Annotated in this window: 16 protein-coding genes and 1 tRNA gene; 7 read left to right on the top strand and 10 right to left on the bottom strand. The window is 62.8% G+C overall.

Annotated elements, in window-relative coordinates; genetic code table 11:
- Positions 1–53: 53 nt before the first annotated feature.
- Positions 54–1,049, bottom strand: coding sequence for a rhamnose ABC transporter substrate-binding protein (gene rhaS, locus ACSQ3L_RS30310; RefSeq protein WP_436163269.1), 996 nt, complete (start codon positions 1,047–1,049; stop codon positions 54–56).
- A gap of 55 nt (positions 1,050–1,104) precedes the next feature.
- Positions 1,105–1,914, bottom strand: coding sequence for a DeoR/GlpR family DNA-binding transcription regulator (locus ACSQ3L_RS30305; RefSeq protein WP_023813909.1), 810 nt, complete (start codon positions 1,912–1,914; stop codon positions 1,105–1,107).
- A 186-nt stretch (positions 1,915–2,100) separates the two neighbouring features.
- On the opposite strand from ACSQ3L_RS30305, the gene ACSQ3L_RS30300 reads away from it, so the two are divergent.
- The 3 genes from ACSQ3L_RS30300 to ggt all read left to right on the top strand — a co-directional run bounded on the left by ACSQ3L_RS30300 (position 2,101) and on the right by ggt (position 7,482).
- A complete protein-coding gene (locus ACSQ3L_RS30300; protein ID WP_436163268.1) occupies positions 2,101–4,200 on the top strand; it encodes a bifunctional rhamnulose-1-phosphate aldolase/short-chain dehydrogenase in 2,100 nt (699 codons plus the stop codon).
- Between the two features lie 13 nt (positions 4,201–4,213).
- Entirely contained in the window at positions 4,214–5,503 is a 1,290-nt protein-coding gene (gene rhaI, locus ACSQ3L_RS30295; RefSeq protein ID WP_436163267.1) for an L-rhamnose catabolism isomerase, read from the top strand.
- A gap of 239 nt (positions 5,504–5,742) precedes the next feature.
- Positions 5,743–7,482 (top strand): gamma-glutamyltransferase, encoded by a 1,740-nt coding sequence (gene ggt, locus ACSQ3L_RS30290; RefSeq protein ID WP_436163266.1) that lies wholly within the window; start codon positions 5,743–5,745, stop codon positions 7,480–7,482.
- Between the two features lie 87 nt (positions 7,483–7,569).
- Here the strand turns inward: ggt and ACSQ3L_RS30285 are convergent, their stop codons facing one another.
- The gene (locus ACSQ3L_RS30285) at positions 7,570–7,917 is read right to left on the bottom strand and encodes a hypothetical protein (protein ID WP_436163265.1); all 348 of its coding nucleotides are present in this window, start codon (positions 7,915–7,917) and stop codon (positions 7,570–7,572) included.
- 356 nt (positions 7,918–8,273) lie between these two features.
- Positions 8,274–10,376 carry a TonB-dependent siderophore receptor gene (locus ACSQ3L_RS30280; RefSeq protein ID WP_436163264.1) on the bottom strand — a complete coding sequence of 701 codons (2,103 nt, stop codon included), beginning with the start codon at positions 10,374–10,376 and terminating at the stop codon, positions 8,274–8,276.
- A gap of 404 nt (positions 10,377–10,780) precedes the next feature.
- Between ACSQ3L_RS30280 and ACSQ3L_RS30275 the strand changes: the two genes are divergently transcribed.
- The 3 genes from ACSQ3L_RS30275 to ACSQ3L_RS30265 are packed head-to-tail and all read left to right on the top strand — an operon-like array spanning position 10,781 to position 14,533.
- Entirely contained in the window at positions 10,781–11,578 is a 798-nt protein-coding gene (locus ACSQ3L_RS30275) for an ABC transporter substrate-binding protein (protein WP_436163263.1), read from the top strand.
- On the top strand, positions 11,571–13,622 hold the full coding sequence (fhuB, locus tag ACSQ3L_RS30270) for a Fe(3+)-hydroxamate ABC transporter permease FhuB (RefSeq protein WP_436163262.1): 2,052 nt from the start codon (positions 11,571–11,573) through the stop codon (positions 13,620–13,622). The genes ACSQ3L_RS30275 and fhuB overlap by 8 nt, the downstream gene beginning before the upstream one ends.
- Positions 13,623–13,648: 26 nt before the next feature.
- Positions 13,649–14,533 carry an alpha/beta hydrolase gene (locus ACSQ3L_RS30265; protein WP_436163261.1) on the top strand — a complete coding sequence of 295 codons (885 nt, stop codon included), beginning with the start codon at positions 13,649–13,651 and terminating at the stop codon, positions 14,531–14,533.
- A gap of 31 nt (positions 14,534–14,564) precedes the next feature.
- Here ACSQ3L_RS30265 and ACSQ3L_RS30260 read toward each other — a convergent pair whose 3' ends face one another.
- From ACSQ3L_RS30260 to ACSQ3L_RS30235, 6 genes are all read right to left on the bottom strand, one after another.
- Positions 14,565–14,984, bottom strand: coding sequence for a hypothetical protein (locus ACSQ3L_RS30260; protein WP_436163260.1), 420 nt, complete (start codon positions 14,982–14,984; stop codon positions 14,565–14,567).
- 303 nt (positions 14,985–15,287) lie between these two features.
- Positions 15,288–15,728, bottom strand: coding sequence for a hypothetical protein (locus ACSQ3L_RS30255; protein WP_436163259.1), 441 nt, complete (start codon positions 15,726–15,728; stop codon positions 15,288–15,290).
- Positions 15,729–15,854: 126 nt separating this feature from the next.
- Positions 15,855–16,376: an RES family NAD+ phosphorylase gene (locus ACSQ3L_RS30250; protein WP_436163258.1), complete on the bottom strand. Its 522-nt coding sequence runs from the start codon at positions 16,374–16,376 to the stop codon at positions 15,855–15,857.
- The gene (parS, locus tag ACSQ3L_RS30245; protein ID WP_436163257.1) at positions 16,373–16,858 is read right to left on the bottom strand and encodes a type II RES/Xre toxin-antitoxin system antitoxin; all 486 of its coding nucleotides are present in this window, start codon (positions 16,856–16,858) and stop codon (positions 16,373–16,375) included. Before parS ends, ACSQ3L_RS30250 begins: the two co-directional genes overlap by 4 nt.
- 234 nt (positions 16,859–17,092) lie before the next feature.
- Positions 17,093–17,168, bottom strand: a tRNA-Phe gene (locus ACSQ3L_RS30240).
- A gap of 322 nt (positions 17,169–17,490) precedes the next feature.
- The gene (locus ACSQ3L_RS30235; RefSeq protein WP_436163256.1) at positions 17,491–18,363 is read right to left on the bottom strand and encodes a helix-turn-helix domain-containing protein; all 873 of its coding nucleotides are present in this window, start codon (positions 18,361–18,363) and stop codon (positions 17,491–17,493) included.
- A 106-nt stretch (positions 18,364–18,469) separates the two neighbouring features.
- Between ACSQ3L_RS30235 and ACSQ3L_RS30230 the strand changes: the two genes are divergently transcribed.
- On the top strand, positions 18,470–19,741 hold the full coding sequence (locus tag ACSQ3L_RS30230) for an ABC transporter substrate-binding protein (protein ID WP_436163255.1): 1,272 nt from the start codon (positions 18,470–18,472) through the stop codon (positions 19,739–19,741).
- Positions 19,742–19,867 lie beyond the last annotated feature (126 nt).

Genomic DNA, 19,867 nt, shown 5'->3' with positions numbered 1-19,867 from the left:
TAAAGTCGCGGCGGGACGTGAGCCCCGCCGCGGCAGCTCTAGATGGCTCCAGATCAATAGATCTTGGAGAACTTCTCGATGTTGCTCTTGTCGAACTGGAAGGGCGGAGCCATCGCAGCCGAATTGGTGTCGTCGAGCGTTACCTTGCCGACGCGGCCGATCGACAGCGTGGCACCGGGCTTCGCCTCTTCCTTCTTCACCGCCAGATCATGGGCGAGGTAGACGGCCGAGTAGCCGAGGTCGATGGGGTTCCATAGGGCAACCGCCTGGCTGGAACCGTTGTCGATGAACTTCTTGAACTCGGACGGCAGCGCGAGGCCGGTGACATTGACCTTGCCGATCAGGTTTTCGTCGGTGACGACCTGGGCGGCGGCAACGACGCCGACGGTGGTCGGCGCGATGATCGCCTTGAGGTTCGGATAGGACTTCAGAAGACCCTTGGCCTCGTCGGTGCTCTTGGCGGAGTCGTCATCGCCATAGACGGTGGCAACGAGTTTGATCTTGGGGAACTTCACCGGCAAGATTTTCTTGGCCGCGTCGATCCAGGCGTTCTGGTTGGTCGCGGTCGAGGAGGCCGACAGGATGGCGACGTCGCCGCCTTCCGGCAGATAATCGGCGGCAAGCTTGATGATGGTCTCGCCGATCAGGCCGGTGTCGGACGGGTTGAGGTGAAGCTGGCGGCCTTCCTTGGCGACGCCCGAATCCCAGGAGATGACGGTGATGCCGCGCTCCATGGCCTTCTTCAGCACCGGAACCAGCGCATCAGCGTCATTGGCCGAGATGGCGATGGCGTTGACCTTCTGGGCGATCAGCGAATTGACAACTTCGATCTGCGCTTCGGCGGTCGCCTTGGTCGGGCCGGTGTAGATGATGTCGACATCGCCGAGTTCCTTGGCCGCCTCTTCGGCGCCCTTGTTGGCGGCATCGAAGAAGCCGTTGCCGAGCGACTTCACCACCAGCGCGATCTTGACGTTTTCGGCATAGGCGGCATTCACGAACATGGCGGCTGAGAATGCAGCCGTCACCATCAGTTTCTTCAAGAAGCTCATCGAATTTCCTCCCTTGAGCGTTGCATTCCATCGCCGCTGCGGGCGTGAGTTGGCCTCATGCCTGCAGTGAAGATTCTTCCTTGTTGGTTGCGGATGTGCGGGCGACGATCAGCGTCACGCCGGCGGTTTCGAGCATTTTTGCTTCGCGGTCCTCGATGCCGTCGTCGGTGATGACGGTGGCGATGCGCGACAGGCCGCACAGGATCAGGCTGGAGCGTTTGCGGAATTTCGAGGAATCAACCAGCACCACCAGTTCGTCCGCCTGGTCGATCAGTTTCTGCTCCGCCTGGATCAAAAGCGGATCGCCCTCCATCAGGCCGAGCGGCCCCAACCCTTGCGCACCCATGAACATGCGGCGCGCATAGAAATTGCGCGTCACGTCGTTGTCGAAGGGCGACAGGATGATGTTCTGCTCTCGATAAATGGTGCCGCCAGACAGCATCACCGTGTTCTTGGAGTGCTTGAGCAAATGCTCGGCGATCGGGAAGGAATTGGTGAAGATCGGCATGCGGCGGCCGGTCAGGAAATGCACCATCTGGAAGGTGGTGGTGCCGCCATTGATGATGATCGGCTCGCCGTCCTTGCACAACTCGACTGCTTCCCGCGCAATAGCGCGCTTCTGCGAGGCGTTGATCGTTTCGTTGACGGAAAAGGGCCGGCCGGCCAGCCCAATGAACTGCGGCGGCGAGATCGCCTCGGCGCCACCGCGCACACGGCGCAGGCGCTTCTGGACATGGAGAGCCGCGATATCGCGCCGGATCGTCGCCTCGGAGGATTCCGTCAGGTCGACCATCTCCTGCACCGTCACCACAGGCTTTTCCTGGACGGCGGACAGAATGATCCTGTGGCGCTCTTTTTCGTGCATGGTTCCTCCCTGCCTGAGCATCTAGGCACCCAAAACGCGCAGTGTCAATCATTTCCGATCATATAATTTCATTGTGCAGTGCAATATGATCGATCTTGATCGTTTGTGATTGACAAGCTGGCTGCTTCCGTGGAAATTCGGGCCAAATTGGCCGCACCGTTTGCGTGCCTTTCGGGAGGATACCCTATGCTCGACAAGCGCACCGCGCGCCTCGCCAATCTGTGGGACGACGCGAAGGCCAAAGGGATGAGCGACCCTGAGCTTCTAGTCTACCGCTCGAACACGCTCGGCTCCGACAAGCGCGTCACCAACTATGGCGGCGGCAACACGTCGTCGAAGATCTGGCAGAAAGACCCGCTCACCGGCGAGACTGTCGAAGTGCTCTGGGTCAAGGGCTCGGGCGGCGACAGCGCCTCGATCAAGCGAGACGGTTTTGCCACGCTCTACATGGACAAGCTGCGCGCGCTCAAAGGCCTTTATCGCGGCGTCGAGCACGAAGACGAAATGGTCGGCTTCCTGCCGCACTGCACCTTCAACCTCAATCCGCGCGCGGCCTCGATCGACACGCCGCTGCATGCCTACGTGCCGAAGCCTTTTGTCGACCACATGCATCCCGATGCCATCATCGCCATTGCCGCCGCGAAGGATTCCAAGGCGCTGACCAAGGAGATCTTCGGCGACGCCATCGGCTGGCTGCCGTGGAAACGTCCCGGCTTCGAGCTCGGCCTGTGGCTGGAGAAATTCTGCCTCGAACACCCCGCCGCCAAGGGCGTCATCCTCGAAAGCCACGGCCTGTTCACCTGGGGCGAAACCCCCAGGGAATGCTACGAGACGACGATCTCGGTCATCAACCAGGCGATCGAATGGTTCGAGCGCCGTTCCGAAGGCGTCGCCATCTTCGGCGGTGAAGTCGTCAAGTCACTCGACGCCACTGAGCGCCGTGCCATCGCGGCGAAACTGATGCCGAAAATCCGCGGCCTGATCTCGGAAAAGAGCCATAAGCTTGGTCATTTCGATGATTCCGCCGCCGTGCTCGAATTCGTCAACTCCAGGGATTTGCGTCCGCTGGCGGCACTTGGCACGTCGTGCCCGGACCATTTCCTGCGCACCAAGATCCGTCCGCTGGTCATCGAGTTCGATCCGGCAAAGCCCGATGTCGATGCGGTCATCGCGCGTCTTGCCGACGACATCGCCGCCTATCGCGTTGGCTACCAGGCCTACTACGACAGCTGCAAGCATGCGGACTCGCCCGCCATCCGCGATCCCAATGCAGTCGTCTACCTGATGCCCGGCGTTGGCATGTTCACCTTCGCCGGCGACAAGGCGACGGCGCGCATCTCGGGTGAATTCTATGTCAACGCCATCAATGTCATGCGCGGCGCCTCGACGGTCTCGTCCTATGTCGGCCTGCCCGCACAGGAAGCCTTCGACATCGAGTACTGGCTACTCGAGGATCTGAAGCTGCAGCGCATGCCGAAGCCGAAAGCACTCGCCGGCCAGATCGCGCTGGTCACCGGCGGCGCCGGCGGCATCGGCCGCGCGACGGCTAACCGGCTGCTGCGCGAGGGCGCCTGCGTGGTGCTGGCCGACATCGACGAGGCAGCGCTCGCCAGTGCCAACGATGAACTGGCCAAGGCCTATGGCAAGGATTTCGTCCGGCCGGTGCTGATCAACGTCACCTCGGAGGATCAGGTCATTTCGGGCTTTGCCGAGACGGCGGTCGAGTTCGGCGGCATCGACATTCTGGTGTCGAATGCTGGCCTTGCCTCCTCGGCGCCGATCGAGGAGACGACGCTGGCGCTGTGGAACAAGAACATGGATATCCTGTCGACCGGTTACTTCCTGGTCTCGCGGGAGGCGTTCCGGCTGTTCCGCGTGCAGAAGATCGGCGGCAACGTCGTCTTCGTCGCCTCCAAGAACGGCCTTGCCGCATCGCCCAACGCCGCCGCCTATTGCACCGCCAAGGCCGCCGAGATACATCTCGCCCGCTGCCTGGCGCTGGAGGGCGCTGAAGCGCAGATCAGGGTCAATGTCGTCAATCCGGATGCAGTGCTGCGCGGCTCGAAAATCTGGACCGGCGAGTGGAAGGAACAGCGCGCCGCCGCTTACAAGATGTCCACCGATGACCTCGAGGAGCATTACCGTTCTCGCTCGATGCTGAAGCGCTCGGTCTTCCCGGAAGATATTGCCGAGGCGATCTATTTCTTCGCCTCCGACATGTCTGCCAAGTCGACCGGCAACATCATCAACGTCGACGCGGGCAACGCCCAGTCGTTCACGCGCTGAGCGGAGGAGGACGATGGAACAGATCATCTCCGCCGACGTCGTCGACAAAGACAATGCCGCGCGCAAGGCCGACCTTGAGCGCGACTATGCTTTCCTTGGCGAACGCCTCGACCGCCGCGGCATCGCCATCGACGCCATACGCGACAAGGTCGAAAAATTCGCCGTGGCGATCCCCTCCTGGGGCGTCGGCACCGGTGGTACACGCTTTGCCCGCTTTCCCGGCGCCGGCGAGCCACGCGACATCTTCGACAAGATCGAGGACTGCGCCGTCATCCAGCAGTTGACGCAGGCGACGCCGACCGTCTCCCTGCACATTCCGTGGGACAAGGCCAACCCGAATCGGCTGAAGCAGGCAGCCTCGCGCTTTGGCCTCGGCTTCGACGCCATGAACTCCAACACCTTTTCCGACGCCAAGGACCAGGGGCTTTCCTACAAATTCGGCTCGCTGTCGCATGCCGATGCCGGCACGCGCCGACAAGCCGTCGAGCACAATCTCGAATGCATCGAGATCGGCAAGACGCTGGGCTCGAAGGCGCTGACGGTGTGGATCGGCGACGGCTCGAATTTTCCTGGCCAGGTCAATTTCGCCAAGGCGTTCGAGCGCTATCTCGACGCCATGAAGCAAGTCTATGCCGGACTGCCCGCCGACTGGAAGCTGTTCACCGAGCACAAGATGTACGAGCCGGCCTTCTACTCCACTGTCGTGCAGGATTGGGGCACCAACTACATGATCGCGCAGGAACTTGGCGACAAGGCGTTCTGCCTCGTCGACCTCGGTCACCATGCGCCCAACGTCAACATCGAGATGATCGTCTCGCGCCTGATCCAGTTCAAGAAGCTTGGCGGCTTCCATTTCAACGATTCGAAATATGGCGACGACGATCTCGATGCCGGTTCGATCGATCCCTACCGGCTGTTCCTCGTCTTCAACGAACTGGTCGATGCCGAACTTTCCGGCGCCGAAGGTTTCGACCCCGCCCATATGCTGGACCAGAGCCACAACGTCACAGATCCGATCGAAAGCCTTATGCTGTCGGCGGTCGAGGTGCAGCGCGCCTATGCGCAGGCGCTGCTGGTCGACCGCAAGGCGCTGGAAGGCTATCAGGACAGCAACGACGCGCTGATGGCGACGCAGACACTGAAAGCCGCCTATCGCACCGACGTCGAGCCGATCCTGGCCATGGCGCGGCTGAAGACCGGCGGCGCCATCGACCCAGTTGCCGCCTATCGGGCAGCAGGCTACCGCGCCAAAGTCGCGGCGGAACGCCCTGCGGTTGCAGGCGGTTCTGGCGGGATTGTCTGAGACCGAGCCGGCCACTCATCCGGCCGCTTCGCGGCCACCTTCTCCCCGCTGGGGAGAAGAGACTGGCGCCGGCGCTGGCAACCTCCTCTCCCCTCGGGGAGAGGTCGGATTGCCCCGAATTGCCCTTGCAATTCGGTTGGCAATCCGGGTGAGGGGGTCTTTCTCGCGCTCCTTCAATTGTTATTGGACTCGATCATTCCAACACGGTCTTCTAGCGCACCCCCGCCCGGAGAACCGCCATGCCTCTCAACCGTCGGACACTGATCGCCGCCAGTCTTTCCATCACCTTCGCCCTCGCGCCGCTGACGAGCGTCTTCGCTGCCTCGCCGGCGCCAGCCAAGGGCGAGCACGGCATGGTGGTGACTGCCCAGCATCTGGCATCGGAAGTTGGCGTCGAGGTCTTGAAGAAGGGTGGCAATGCTGTCGATGCGGCTGTTGCCGTCGGCTATGCGCTCGCCGTCGTCTATCCCAATGCCGGCAATATCGGCGGCGGCGGCTTCATGACCATCCGCTTCAAGGACGGCAAATCGACCTTCCTCGATTTTCGCGAACGGGCGCCGCTGGCAGCAACCAAGACCATGTATCTCGACAAGGACGGCAACCCGGTGAAGGGCGCCAGCCTCGACGGCTATCTCGCGGTCGGCGTGCCCGGTTCCGTCGCCGGTTTGGAGATGGCGCGCGAAAAATACGGCAAATTGTCCCGCCAGGATCTGATGGCGCCGGCAATCAGCTATGCCAGGGACGGGTTCATCCTCAATCAGGGTGACGCCGCCTCTTTTGCCGGCAGCGCCGACAGGCTGGCGAAGGACCCCGCGGCTGCCGCGATCTTCCTGAAACCCGATGGCAAGCCCTATGGCATCGGCGAGCGGCTGGTCCAGCCCGATCTTGCCGCTTCGCTCGCCGCCATTTCCGAAAAAGGCGCGGATGCCTTCTACAAAGGCGTCATCGCCGATGCCATCGTCAAAGCAAGCGGCGCCAAGGGCGGCATCCTGGCCAAGCCGGATTTCGAGCAATATGCGGTGCGCGAACTGAAGCCCGTGACCTGCTCCTATCGCGGCTACGAGATCACCTCCTCGCCGCCGCCCAGCTCAGGCGGCGTCATCGTCTGCGAAATCCTGAACGTGCTGGAGGGATATCCGTTGTCCTATCTCGGTGCCGGTTCCGCCGAGACGGTTCATGTCATGGTCGAGGCGATGCGCTACGCCTATGTTGACCGCAATTCGGCGCTTGGCGATCCTGATTTCGTCGACAACCCGGTCTCGAAATTGCTGGACAAGGCCTACGCCAAGGATATCCGCGACAAGATCGACCCGTTCCGGGCCGGCGTGTCGAAGGATCTGATGCCGAAGGGCTTTGGCGAGAGTAAGGAGACGACGCATTATTCGATCATCGACGATGACGGCAATGCGGTCGCGGTCACCTATACGTTGAACGGCTCATTCGGCGCCGGCGTCGTCGCCGACGGCACCGGCATCCTGCTCAATAATGAGATGGACGATTTCACCCAAAAACCCGGCGTGCCCAACCTCTATGGCCTGGTCCAGGGCGAGGCCAATGCCATCCAGCCGAAGAAAACGCCGCTGTCGTCGATGAGCCCGACCGTGGTGGCCAAGGACGGCAAGCCGTTCATGGTCATCGGCAGCCCCGGCGGCTCGCGCATCATCACCATCACGCTGGAAGCGATCGTCAACGTCATCGACCACGGCATGAACATCCAGGAGGCGATCGACGCGCCGCGCATCCACCACCAGTGGCTGCCCGACACGGTCTATGTCGAGCCGTTCGGGCTGTCGCCCGATACCGAAAAGCTGCTGGCCGGCATGGGCTATCACCTCGATCTTGCTAACCAGACCTGGGGCCAGGCGGCCGGCATCCTTGTCGGCGGCAAAAGCCTGGCGGAAATCGAGAAAGGCGGCGGCGCCCGCTACAACGGCGCCATCGACAGCCGCGCGGCCTCTGGCGAGGCGCTCGGATACTGATAGCTCAGAGGAAAGGCTTGGAGCAGCGTAGCGAGTCGGGTTGATCGCCCGCTGCCCAACGGGGTTGGCTCATGGCCGGTCGAACCGTCACAAGACCAGCGTGATGGTGGACGCAATCAGCATCAAGGCGGCAATGCCGACAAACAGCGCGTAGATGCGCGGCCGGTCGAGCAGCAGCGCGTTTCCGGATATCCAGGCAGACGTGGCGCCGCCAAGTGCGAAGAGGAAGCCGTTGCGGTGCCCGAAGACCATCGAAGCCGCCATCAGCCCGCCAATGATCAGCGCACCGAACACGATGATCACGGCAACGGCATATTTCTCGAAATCATTGCCGCTTCCCATGCTCGGACCGATCGCGTTCAACGTCGGCAGGTCGTCCGGATCGTAGGGATTCGTCGACCCATATTCGTCTTGACCGGCAGGCTCTCGCATCATTCGTTCTCCGTATAGCGGCAACAAACCATCAAGCCTTGCCGAGTGCAACCCGATCGCGCTCCCTTCGATGCGTTCGGTACGGTCTTCTACACCTTCCGGCAGCGGCTGCCGTGGCTTTTTTGATTCGTTCCTTCCTCAGGCAACCCAATCCAGCGCGCCCCTGCCCGAAGGCGACCGTGCCCGGACCATCATCGAATGAATTCGTGGAGGAAAGATGATGCCGTATGTGGATTGGAGTGATTGTCGGTGGGGCGAGACGTCGCACAGGGCTGCGGGGGCCGAATCGCCTTGCGGCCAGCACCGACAGATTACGCATGCTCACTCGCGGCCAATCGAGGCGGGCGGGCTGGCCCGCATCAGAACTTCATGCTGAGGCTGCCCTTGATGACACGGCCTTCGCCATAGATGCAGCTGAGGTCGGGATTGCTGCCGGCCTCATAGCAGGTCGAATAGTAGGTCTTGTCGAACAGGTTGGAGACATTGAGAGCCGCCTGCCAGCCATTCTTCTTGTAGCGAAGTGCAGCGTCGACCAGCGTGTGGCCGGGCACGTTCACGGTGTTGGCATTGTCGCCGAAGCTGGCGCCGATGTAGCGCACGCCGGCGCCAACGCTCAGGCCCTCGAGCACGCCGCTGCCAATCTCGTAATTGGCCCACAGCGATGCCTGGTGTTCCGGTACCCTGGCCGGTCTGTTGCCGATGATGGCGGCGGCATCGCTGGTTATCTCCGCGTCGAGATAGGTGTAGGCCGCCGTCATGCCGAGGCCGGAAGCCAGATCGGCGTTGGCCTCGATCTCGAGGCCACGATGGCGGACTTCTCCGGTCTGGACCTGGTAGACGGGATTGGCTGCCGCCGTCGGCACATTGGTCTTGCGCAGGTCGAACAGCGAAGCGGTGATGAAGCCGGGGAAGAAGGTCGGCTCATATTTCACGCCGACTTCGTACTGCTTGCCCAGCGAAGGCAGCAGCGGGTCTCCGGACTGGGTCGGGCCGATATTGGTGGTGAAGGACCCGGCATAGCTGGCATAGGGCGTCAGGCCATTGTCGAAGAGATAGCCGATACCGACATTGCCGGTGAAGGCATGGTCCTTCTGATCGTAGCTGCCCGTTCCGTCGAGCCGGTCGAAATTGGCGTTGTCGATCCAGGCCTGCCGGCCACCGAGGGTCAGGACCCAGTGGTCGGCGATCTTGGCCTGGTTCTGTGCATAGAGGCCGACCTGGCCGATCGTCTGCTTGCGATCCGTAATGATGAGGCTCGGCGGCGTGACCGGGATCGAGTAGTCCGGGTTGAGGGTGTCCAGCGGCGGACCCTCGCCGTAGCCGTTCCGCCCGTCGACCGACTGTCTGCTGTAATCGAGGCCGAACAACAGCTTGTTTTCGATCGCGCCGAAGTCGGCCTTGTATTCGGCCTGGTTGTCGACGTTGAACAGCGTGGCCGTCTCATCCACGGTGAATAGCGTGCGCGACATCGTACGGTCGTCGATCATGTCTTGGCCGCCAAGCCATTCGCCATAGTAGAGCTGCCGATAGTCGGTTTCCTGCTGCGAGTAGCGAAGGTTTTGCCGCACCGTCCAATGGTCGTCGAACTCGTGGCTGAACTGGTAGCCGATCGAACCATGGTTGGCATCGAAGCGGTCGAAATCGGGGGAGCCGGTGAAGAAATTGCGCGGCAGATTGCCATACTGCGCGGGCAGAAACTGAATTGGCGTCAGCCTGTCCCACTGGTAGTTTGCAAGGATGGTCAGTGAGGTCTGCGCATCCGGCTGCCACTTGAGCGCCGGCGCGACGAAGATGCGGTCGTTGCGGGAATAGTCGGTTTCGAGCTCACCGTTGCGGACCAGGCCGGTCAGCCGGTAGGACCACACGCCGGCATCGTCTATCGGGCCGCCGATATCCAGCCCGGCCTCGACCGTGTTGAAGCTGCCATAGCTGAGGAAGCCGTCATAGATCGGCTTGTCGGTCGGCCGCTTGGTGACGGCATTGACCATGCCGCCGGCCTCGTTCTCGCCGTAGAGCACCGAGGACGGTCCCTTCAGCACCTCGATCCGCTCCAGCCCGTAGGGCTCGATCTTGAAGCCGGAGAAGTCGATCACTTTCTGCGGCAGTCCGTCGCGATAGATCGCCGAGGTGCAGAGGTCGAAACCGCGGATCAGGCATTGGTCGAAGCGATCGTCGATACCCCATGGCGAAGTGGTGACGCCGGCAAGATAGGACAAAGCGTCCTCAAGTTGCCCCGGCTGGCGGTCGTCGAGTTGCTTGCGGGTCACCACCGAAATCGACCGCGGTATTTCCTTCAGCGGCGTGTCGGTCTTCGAGCCGGTGGTGGTATTCTTGGCGATGTAGCCGTCATCCGGGCCGATCGGGCTGTCGGTCTGTCCCTCGACATTGATGGGGTTGAGTTCGGTCGTGGCATCCTGCGCGAGGGCCTGGCTGCAAAGCAGGGTCGAGAGCGATGCGACCACAAGGCCCTGGGTCCGGCTTCGCCGACGCGCCGCACGATGTGCACTCGACCTCATCTCGATACCTCTCACTGCCTGCAAAGCGCGCAGGGTCGTCCTGCCCTGCGCTAATTTCAAATTGTTGACTCGTTTAATCATCTTAAATGTTGACTATTAAAGTCATGTTTCATAGTCAACCGGCCATCGGCTGCCGGCAGCCAGATTTTTGAACCGCGTCGTGTTGGAGAAAAACCCGTGCCTGAAATCCACGCCCAGCCGGCTTTCCGCACCGGTGTTGTGCTGTGATGGCGGCCCTTGAATCCCACAGGGCTGAGCGTCTCCACGGTCGGATCACCCGGCGCGGCGCGCTGGGACTTTTCGTTTTGCCCTTCATAGGAATTGCATCGCCGTCTGCCGCGGCGAAACCGTTGCGCATCGTCTGCCTGGATGACGGGCTGGCCGAGACCTTGCTCATGCTGGGCGTCGGCCCGATCGCCATTGCCGGTCGCGACATCTGGGAGACCTGGGTGGTCGAGCCACCGCTGCCGCCTGAGATCGCCGATGTCGGCACGCTGCTCGAGCCCAATCTCGAATTGCTGCAGCAGCTCACGCCCGACATCATCCTGTCCATGCCGTATCTCGACGGCATCAAGCCGCTGCTCGAACGCGTGGCGCCGGTGACGACGATCGGGCTCTATACCGAAGCCGGGCAGCCCTATCAGCGCGCCATCGAGGCGACGCGCCAGCTCGCCGGGCTTGTCGGCAAGGAAAGCGAAGGCGAGGCGCTGATCGCGGCGACAGACGCGTATTTCTGGGAAGTTCGCCAGCAGCTGGCGCCGCTTTCGGCGCGGCCGATCTATGTCGTCAGCTTCATGGACCCGCGCAATGTGCGCGTCTACGGCGCAAAGAGCCTGTTTCAGGAGGTGTTCGACCGCATCGGGCTCCGCAACGCCTGGACGGCCGAGACCAATTATTGGGGGTTTTCGACCGTCGGTATCGACGGGCTGGCGACATCCAGCGACGCGCGCCTTGTCTATCTCGAACCCTTGCCCGAGGGCGCCGGCGGCACGCTGACCGAGAGTCCGGTCTGGAACGCCATGCCTTTCGTGCGCAACCGCTCGATCATGGGCCTTCCCGCCGTCCATATGTTCGGCGCGCTTCCGTCCGCCACCCGTTTTGCTCGGGTCTTGGCATCGGCGATGACCGTGGAGGCCGCCCGTGGTTGAGGATGCTGCGGCCATTGCCCAAGGCGGAAAGCCTGCGTCGGCCGGCCGGGTCTCCCGATGGAGCTTTCTTGGCAATCAGCCGGTAGGCGCGATCCTGCTTTGCGCGATGCTACTCGCGGCGGCGGTAGCGGCAACCGTCTCAAACCTCACGGTGCAGCTGCCATCGGCGCTCTGGCTCCAATCGCTCGCCGCCCCCGACATCGCTGACATGCGGCAGGTGCTCGTCCACTACGCCTTCTTGCCCAGGCTTGCCGTCAGCCTCTTGTGTGGTGCGGCGCTCGGGCTTGCCGGAACCGTCTTGCAACAGGTTCTGCGCAACCCGCTCGCCTCGCCCGAAACGGTCGGCGTCTCGGCCGGCGCCTATCTGGCGCTGGCACTGGCGACGCTTCTGTCGCCTTCCGTGCTTGCTTTCGGCCGCGAATGGGTGGCGCTGGCTGGCGCATTCATGGCCCTTGCCGCCGTCCTCGCTTTGTCCTGGCACAAGGGCCTGTCGCCGCTTTCGGTCGTGCTGGCGGGGCTGGTCGTCAGCCTCTATGCCGGCGCCATCGGTGCTGTTCTCATTGTGCTGCGGCATGAATGGCTGGCCAGCCTGTTCATCTGGGGCGCTGGTTCGCTCGGCCAGCAGGACTGGTCGACGACGCTGTGGCTTTTGCCACGTATCGGCACTGCTGCGCTGACGATCTTCCTCATGGTGCGGCCGCTGACCTTGCTTGGCCTCGACGATGAAGGCGCGCGCAGCCTTGGCCTGCCGCTCGGCGCCTATCGCTTCGCCGGACTGGCGGCTGCCGTCGCGCTGATCGCCTTTGTGGTTGCCGCAGTCGGCATCATCGGTTTCGTCGGCCTGGCGGCCGCGACGCTTGCGCGTATCGGCGGTGCCCGCCGGCTGGGCCAGCAACTGGTGATGGCGCCGCTGATCGGCGGCGCACTGCTGTGGGCCGCCGACCAAGGCGTGCAGATCGCGACCGGACCGCAAGGCGACTTGCTGCCGACCGGAGCGATCACCGCGCTTCTCGGCGCGCCGCTGCTGCTCTGGCTGCTGCCGCGCCTTGCTCTTGGCTCGGAAGCCCCGGCTTTGACGGCCGCGCGCCTGCCACGCGCAAGCCGGCCCCACCTCGTGCTGGCGACGATCGGCCTGGCTCTGCTTTTGTTGTTGGGGCTGGCCTTGCTCTATGGGCCGGGGCCGCATGGCTGGACCTTCGCTTTCGGCGACGAGCTTCAGCCCCTGCTGTCGTGGCGGTGGCCCCGTGTGCTTGCGGCGCTGAGTGCCGGCGCCATGCTGGCGCTCGCCGGGCTGATGATGCAGCGGCTGACCGGCAATCCGATGGCCAGCCCCGAAGTGCTGGGCATCAGCGCCGGTGCCGCCCTTGGCATGATGGTGGCGCTGTTTGCGCTCTCCGATGCCGGACGCCCGGTTCAGACGGCGGCCGCAACCATCGGCGCCTTCGCCGCTTTGCTGGTGACGCTGGCGATCGGCCGCCGCGCCGCCTATGCGCCGGAGCGGCTGCTGCTCGCCGGCGTGGCTCTGACGGCTTTGTTCGATGCGCTGATCCTGGTGCTCACCGCCTCTGGCGACCCTCGCGCGATGCTGTTGCTCAACTGGCTGACCGGTTCGACCTACGGTGTCGACGTCGGCGCCGCCTTGCTGACGGGCGGCATTGCCGTCTGCCTCTTCGCGCTGGCGCCGCTCTTCATCCGCTGGCTCGACATCCTGCCGCTTGGCCCCGCCGCCGTTCAAGGCCTTGGCATCAGCCTGAAGAGGACGCGGCTTCTCGTACTGCTGGTGGTCGCGGCACTCACCGCCGCCTCGACGCTGATCGTCGGTCCACTGACCTTCATCGGTCTGATGGCGCCGCATCTTGCCCGTCGTCTTGGCCTTTCCCGATCTCTGCCGCAAGCCGCCGGCGCGGTGCTCGTCGGCGCGCTGATCATGGTCGCCGCCGACTGGATCGGCCGCACCGCCATCTTCCCGCGCCAGATCCCGGCCGGTCTCGTCGCCACGCTGATCGGCGGACCGGTGCTGATGTGGCTGCTGCGCCGCCGCTGACCTTTTTGCCCCTGTGGAGATATTCCATGTCCAAGTCGATGCCAGCCCTGATCGCCGACACCACGGTCCACGACCTTGTCCCGGCGCATGGCGGCGCGCCCTGGCGGATATTCCTGCACGTGCCGTCCGCGCCAGCGCCCGAGGCCGGCTGGCCTGTGCTCTACATGACCGACGGCAACGCCGTCATCGGTACTGCGGTCGACGCCATGCGCGCACAGGCCTTCTATCCCGCGGGCACCAATGTCGGCTGGGGCGTCATCGTCGCCATCGGCTATCCCGTCGACGGCGCCTACGACCCGCTGCGCCGCTCATGGGATCTCGGCCCGCCGCCGGGCAAGACCTATCCGCCCTACGAGGGCACGCCCGAAGTCCGGACCGGTGGGGCAGGGGAATTCCTTGCCTTCATCGAGGACGAGCTGAAGCCATGGGTCGCCAGTCGGGTCACGGTCGATGCCAGCCGCCAGGCGCTTTACGGCCATTCCTTCGGTGGCCTGTTTGCGCTCTACGCCCTGTTCACGCGGCCTTCTTCCTTCCAGACCTGGATCGCGGCGAGCCCCGCCATCTATTGGGAAGACCGCACCATCGACCGCTTTCTTGAAGGGTTCGAGGCCGCGGTTCCCTACGGCCTGACGGCGACCGTGATCCTGTCTGCCGGCGAATACGAGACGGACAAGCTGGCGCCGTTCCAGATTGGCGCCGAGGACGAGGAAAAGCGCCTCCAACAGAAGAAGGTGACACGCACCGACGAATTCGCGCGGGCAATGGCGGAGCGTCTCGACGCCCTTCCGGGCGTGCGCGCCAGTTTCGAGCTGCATGCCGGCGAGAACCACATGTCGATCCTGCCGGTCACCGTCAATCGCGCGGTGCAGGCAGCGTTTGCGGTGAGGGCGAAGGATACCGCCCTTTGCTGAACGCTGCAGCAAGGTGGCCGGCGCCTCGCTGTCATTCCTGTGAAGGGGAGGCGCTCAATCGGCGGTAGGAGACGCCGCCGAAGTTTGCCGTCACAAAATCCGGGACGGACATCTTGCGTCTGGCTCCGTCGCTGCAGGCGTAAACCGGCCAACCGGCATCGCTGCATTCGCTGGCAGCGCAGATGCGCGCCAGGCAGTTTCCGATAGTGAGCCGGAAGCCGCCCTTGCCGGCGAAACCTTGCAACAGGCTGCCGTCCGCCGATCGCCATGTCCGCGCACGGAATTCCGCCCGCAAAAGCAGTGGTTCGAGGGGGACCGCAAGGTTGGTTTCGCCGGCACGCCCTGCGAGCTGCAGACGGAAGCGCGCCATTGCGGTCGTGTATGCGGTCACAAGATCTGCTTGGCGAAAATAGGCGGTCGTCAGGCTGGAGCGCTCAAGCAGATGAGACATCCACTCGCCTGCCTCTACGGGCCTCACCAACGCAACAAAGGCAAGAAAGACGAAGCAAGCTCGTGACATTTTCCAGCAGCCATATCGATCTCGGCGTGCCGGTTTGCCCCCCGGTTGCCCTCCTATAACATCCCGCCAATCGGCGCCCGGCGCAAGCCGCTTGCTGAGGCAGTCCAGAAGGCCGCCGAGCAAGGGCGGCTGGAGCCGAAGACGGCGACCCGCATCGACGAATCTGTGCGGGCGATGGAGAGGTGGAGGCGGCGTTTTGCTGCCAGGGTGAAGACCTTCACCAGCCAGGGTTCCTTAGCCGATGCGAGCCGGCGGCAGCTCATACAGCGTGGCGCCGTTCTCCTGGCCGCGCTCGACATAGCCGATGACGCCAAACCATCTGGCGACGTCAGGCCCCTGGAGCCAGCTGCGCGAGTGGATGGGGAGGTTGCCCGTGAGCGCCTGGATATGCCTGATATGCCGCTTGCAGAAACGGACGGTGGCGGCGCGGAAGAAATCCTCCTGCGCGGCGAACAGCGTATCGGCGGCATCGCTGTTCTCATGCCAGGCGATGATCGCCACGGCCTTGTCGCCCTCGACAAGCGCGTGCGCGCGGCCTTCCTTCAAATTCATCATCAGATTGTCGTAGGCGATCTTGCTGTCCTTGCCGGCGGCCACATATTCGTCGGACATCCGCTTGGACAGGCCGCGAAAGACATCCTCCAGATCCCCAAGCGTTGCTGCGCGTGCTCTCATTTCTCCTCCTGACGCCCCAGCAGGCAGTTTGCCCTAAGGTTGGGGGATCACCAAGCAAATCAAATCCGCCGGTGGGCCGATGAGCGCAAACTTGTTTCGGCCGATGATGCTTGCCAGCTTTGATGGCTACCCTGCTGGCCGCTCCAAGGCCGGGGGATGCAGCCTTGTGTCGAGAGCAAAAGTTTCCTGGAGCTTCAGCGCATAGGTACCTGCCGCTACGCTCGCCACGAAGATCAAGTTCCAGCTGTATGAAGAGACCGCGCTCGGTATCGCCACCACGCGATGCTTCATCAGAAGGTCGTCCCCGAATGCCTGCTGACCCGCGCTTGGTATGCCGGGGCGCAGCCAGTTCGGATTGGGCACGCTTGCAGGATCGACGACATGTATAGCCGATGCATCGCCGATGACAGCGGCCGTTAGTGTGTGGAGAACTGTGTCGAGGGCACGAAAACCCTTATGCATAGCGACTTCGAGGATAGCCGTGGCGGGATCGAGCGAGCAGTACACAGCCCTTACGCCCTTGCTGTTCCAGCGACCGCCGACCCGGTAGGCACCTTCACCGCTGTTCCATGTCGCGGCATGGACGGCCTGGTCGAGCCGCCACGCAATGAGTTCCGTTCCTCCGAGCGCTGGCGGCAGAGGCGTCATGCATAGACGCCGTATTCAAGCCGCTCCAGATGGTCTTCGACCAGTTCCACGCCGGCGGGAGTACCCAGCAGATCGATCGGACGGCGCTGGTCGAGACCGATCGCCGGGCGCTCCAGCCATTGTTCAGCTTCCGACTGCGTGCCGAGGACTTCCGTCGCTTTCGCCAAGATCTCCGCGAATTTCCAAGTCCGTCCGCTCTGCTCCTGGCTAAGGGGCTTGGATGGAGCGTCTTTGCGACGCTGCCAGGTTCGCAGGCTCATTCCAACCGCCTTTTCGAGCGACGCCGTCTTGTCGATGAAGACCAGTTGTCCGACGAGATGGTTTAGCGCCGAGGCCGGCAGACCGCTTAGAAGCAATTCATGCGCATCAAGTGCACTGGTCAATCGACGCGACAATATACGAGACCCGCCGAGCAGCGCCTCCACCCGTTGGAGACCGCCGCCTCTCGTTTCCGTAACGACCTTATCCGCCGTAGTCGCCATGTGCGCCTCCTGTGTCATCTGTCGCGTAAAATATGACAGTTGACGTTCAGGATTTCAAGTGGGCGGCGCAGGCGCTGATTATACCCAGCCAAGGAGATTTGCCGCGTGCGCGGGTGTCGGTAGCAAGACAATCAGAATTGAGGCCGGAAAGGCAGTCGCATAGTGGATAGGGTTTCAATGGCGCGCAAAGCGGCCAACCATCCGATAGGTAAGTCGTTGATATTGTTGAGAAAATGGTGCCCAGAGGCGGATTCGAACCACCGACACGCGGATTTTCAGTCCGCTGCTCTACCAACTGAGCTATCTGGGCCTAATTCGGCAAACGAAATCTCGTTGACCGGAATTCATCGAGGCGCCGTGGGCGCCCCTTGAAAGCGCGTGGGTTATAGCACGGGAATTCGGCCTGTCCAGCGCCTAGGTGGCGATTTCAGACAGGAAAAGCGATGCCGTGCAACGCCCCGGTTTCCATGCTGCTTGCGTGGCCGGAATGGCGCACAGCATGGCACGATCCGGCCTTCGTCACCCTTATCCGCGTCGCTGTTCCAGCCCGAACTGCCGTGACACGTCTTTTAGCCGTCGATCGAGGCGCGCCAATGCTTCGCGGCACCGGGCGCGCCGCTGGTCGCTGCCGCCTATCTGGCGCCGGTCACGCCTCTGCGAAAATCGGAGGGGGACATGCCGGCCAGCTTGCGGAACGACTTGTTGAAGGCGCTGAGCGAGCCGAAGCCGGAATCCATGGCGACGCGCAGCACGTTGGCATCCTGATGCATCAAAAGCGCCTGCGCGTAGCTCAGCCGCAAAAGGTTGACATACTCGTTGAGCGTCATGCCGGTCGACTTCTTGAACAGGCTCATGGCGTATTTGGGATGGATGTCGGCGGCGGCTGCGATGTTCACGCAATCGATGTCGTAGAGGAAATTCTCGGCGATGAAATCGCACATGCGCCCGACATTGCGCGACGATTGCTGGTCGAACGGGCTGCCCGTTTCCTGGCCGGGCGCGGTCCCGGGCACCAGCCGATAGGGCTCGAACCGCACCCGCTCCAACCTGAGCAGCAACTCGTTCACGGCATGCTCGATCATGGCCGGATCTTTCGAGCGGAAGTAGCGGTTCCACCGCTCGAAATTGTGGTGGTCCGCTGGGTCGGTGGCGCCGGTCACCAGCGTCGCGCCCGTCATCAGGCGATGGCGGACATCCGTCGGCAAATGCAAGCGAAAGAAATGCACCAGCGGCAGATGCGCGCCGGCATAGATGGCGTCGTCCGAAAGATCGTCCATCTGGTGCGGCAGGCCGCCCCAGAACAGGCACATGTCGCCTGCCGAGAGTGCGATCTCATGTTCGTTCATGCGGTAATGCACGCTGCCGTGCACGATGAAATTGACCTCGACCTGGGCATGCCAATGTGGCTTGAGCATTACCAGCGGATGGTTGTGAAACATCTGCAAGGCCAGCGGCAGGCCTTCCACGCTGCTGGCGCCAGGCTGATAAAATGGCCGTTCCGGCATCTTACTTTCCGCCAATTTCATATTCCCTTTGACGGCGACAGGCCTTGCCCACCGCATAGTCTAGCCATGCTCGCAGTGAGAGAGCAAATGAAATGGGAGGATTTCTATGCGCATCACAATGACCTGCGCCGCGCTCGCGCTTGCCCTGGGCTCAGCCCCGGCCTTTGCGCAATCCGGCGAAATCACCATCTGGAGCTGGAATGTCGCTGCTTCATCGCTGAAGGCGACCATTGCCGGCTTCAACAAGCAATTCCCCGACATCAAGGTCACGGTCCAGGATCTTGGCAACCAGCCGACCTACGACAAGTCGATCGCCGGCTGCGCCGCCGGCGGCGTCGGCCTGCCTGATGTCGTCACCATCGAGAACGGTGAGGCCGAGAATTACTGGAGCCAGTTCCCCGATTGCTTCGTCGACCTGCATACGCTGGGCTACACCGCCGAGGATCAGGCGAAATTCCCCGACTTCAAGCGCACCGAGCTCGAAGTCGGCGACAAGGCCTACTCGATGCCGTGGGATTCGGGTCCGGTCGCAGCCTTCTATCGCCGCGACTTCTACGAAAAGGCCGGCGTCGACCCGGCGTCGATCAAGACCTGGGACGATTTCATCGCCGCAGGCAAGAAAATCCAGGCCGCCAATCCGGGCGTCACCATGACCAACGCCGATTTCAACGGCGACTCGGAATTCTTCCGCATGATCGCTAACGAGCAGGGCTGCGCCTATTTCGCCGCCGACGGCCAATCGATTACGGTCAATCAGCCCAAATGCGTCGACGCCATGACCAAGGTCAAGGAGATGAAGGACGCCGGTATCATCTCATCGGCCGACTGGGGCACCAAGATCACCAACAACACTGCCGGCACTGTCGCCACCCAAATCTATGGCGGTTGGTATGAAGGCACCATCCGCACGGAATCGGCCGGTGAAAACGGCAAATGGGGCGTCTATCTGATGCCGAGCCTCACCGCCGATGGGCCGCGCGCCGCCAATCTCGGCGGGTCCTCGCTGGCCATCACATCGGCGTCCAAGAACAAGGAGGCTGCCTACGCCTATCTGAAGTACACGCTCGGAACCAATGAAGGCCAGATCACGATGCTGAAGGAGTTCGGCCTGGTGCCATCGCTGGTGTCGGCGCTCAATGACCCCTATGTCTCGGAAGGCCTACCCTATTGGGGCGGCCAGGCGGTGTGGAAGGATATTCTGGGCACCTTGCCCAAGGTCGTTCCAAGCCGAGGCACGCCGTTCCAGAGCGATGCCGAAATCATCGTCCGCGCCGTGCAGACCAAATATCTGGCCGGCGGCTACCCCGACGCCAAGGCGGCGCTCGACGACGCCGCAAGCCAGATAGCGGCGGCGACCGGATTGCCCATCAAGTCATGACCTCCCAAGCCGGGTCCGGGACAGGCGCTCGCGCCGCCCGGACCCGATGGCGGCCTGTGGGGTCCTCCCGCGGGACATGTATTTTTTGACAAACCGGCCCCGCCCAGCGGGGCCATGGCTTGAAGC

Origin of the sequence: Mesorhizobium sp. LjRoot246 (assembly GCF_964254115.1) — a bacterium.
Lineage (GTDB): Bacteria > Pseudomonadota > Alphaproteobacteria > Rhizobiales > Rhizobiaceae > Mesorhizobium.
The sequence above is the reverse complement of the archived record's forward strand: the minus strand, read 5'-3'. Positions and strand labels throughout refer to the sequence as shown.

What these genes read in the sequence shown, in the direction of transcription:
- rhaS (WP_436163269.1), bottom strand. Translation starts at nt 1,049, where the DNA reads ATGAGCTTCTTGAAGAAACTGATGGTGACGGCTGCATTCTCAGCCGCC.
- ACSQ3L_RS30305 (WP_023813909.1), bottom strand. Translation starts at nt 1,914, where the DNA reads ATGCACGAAAAAGAGCGCCACAGGATCATTCTGTCCGCCGTCCAGGAA.
- ACSQ3L_RS30300 (WP_436163268.1), top strand. Translation starts at nt 2,101, where the DNA reads ATGCTCGACAAGCGCACCGCGCGCCTCGCCAATCTGTGGGACGACGCG.
- rhaI (WP_436163267.1), top strand. Translation starts at nt 4,214, where the DNA reads ATGGAACAGATCATCTCCGCCGACGTCGTCGACAAAGACAATGCCGCG.
- ggt (WP_436163266.1), top strand. Translation starts at nt 5,743, where the DNA reads ATGCCTCTCAACCGTCGGACACTGATCGCCGCCAGTCTTTCCATCACC.
- ACSQ3L_RS30285 (WP_436163265.1), bottom strand. Translation starts at nt 7,917, where the DNA reads ATGATGCGAGAGCCTGCCGGTCAAGACGAATATGGGTCGACGAATCCC.
- ACSQ3L_RS30265 (WP_436163261.1), top strand. Translation starts at nt 13,649, where the DNA reads ATGTCCAAGTCGATGCCAGCCCTGATCGCCGACACCACGGTCCACGAC.
- ACSQ3L_RS30260 (WP_436163260.1), bottom strand. Translation starts at nt 14,984, where the DNA reads ATGTCTCATCTGCTTGAGCGCTCCAGCCTGACGACCGCCTATTTTCGC.
- ACSQ3L_RS30255 (WP_436163259.1), bottom strand. Translation starts at nt 15,728, where the DNA reads ATGAGAGCACGCGCAGCAACGCTTGGGGATCTGGAGGATGTCTTTCGC.
- ACSQ3L_RS30250 (WP_436163258.1), bottom strand. Translation starts at nt 16,376, where the DNA reads ATGACGCCTCTGCCGCCAGCGCTCGGAGGAACGGAACTCATTGCGTGG.
- parS (WP_436163257.1), bottom strand. Translation starts at nt 16,858, where the DNA reads ATGGCGACTACGGCGGATAAGGTCGTTACGGAAACGAGAGGCGGCGGT.
- ACSQ3L_RS30235 (WP_436163256.1), bottom strand. Translation starts at nt 18,363, where the DNA reads ATGCCGGAACGGCCATTTTATCAGCCTGGCGCCAGCAGCGTGGAAGGC.
- ACSQ3L_RS30230 (WP_436163255.1), top strand. Translation starts at nt 18,470, where the DNA reads ATGCGCATCACAATGACCTGCGCCGCGCTCGCGCTTGCCCTGGGCTCA.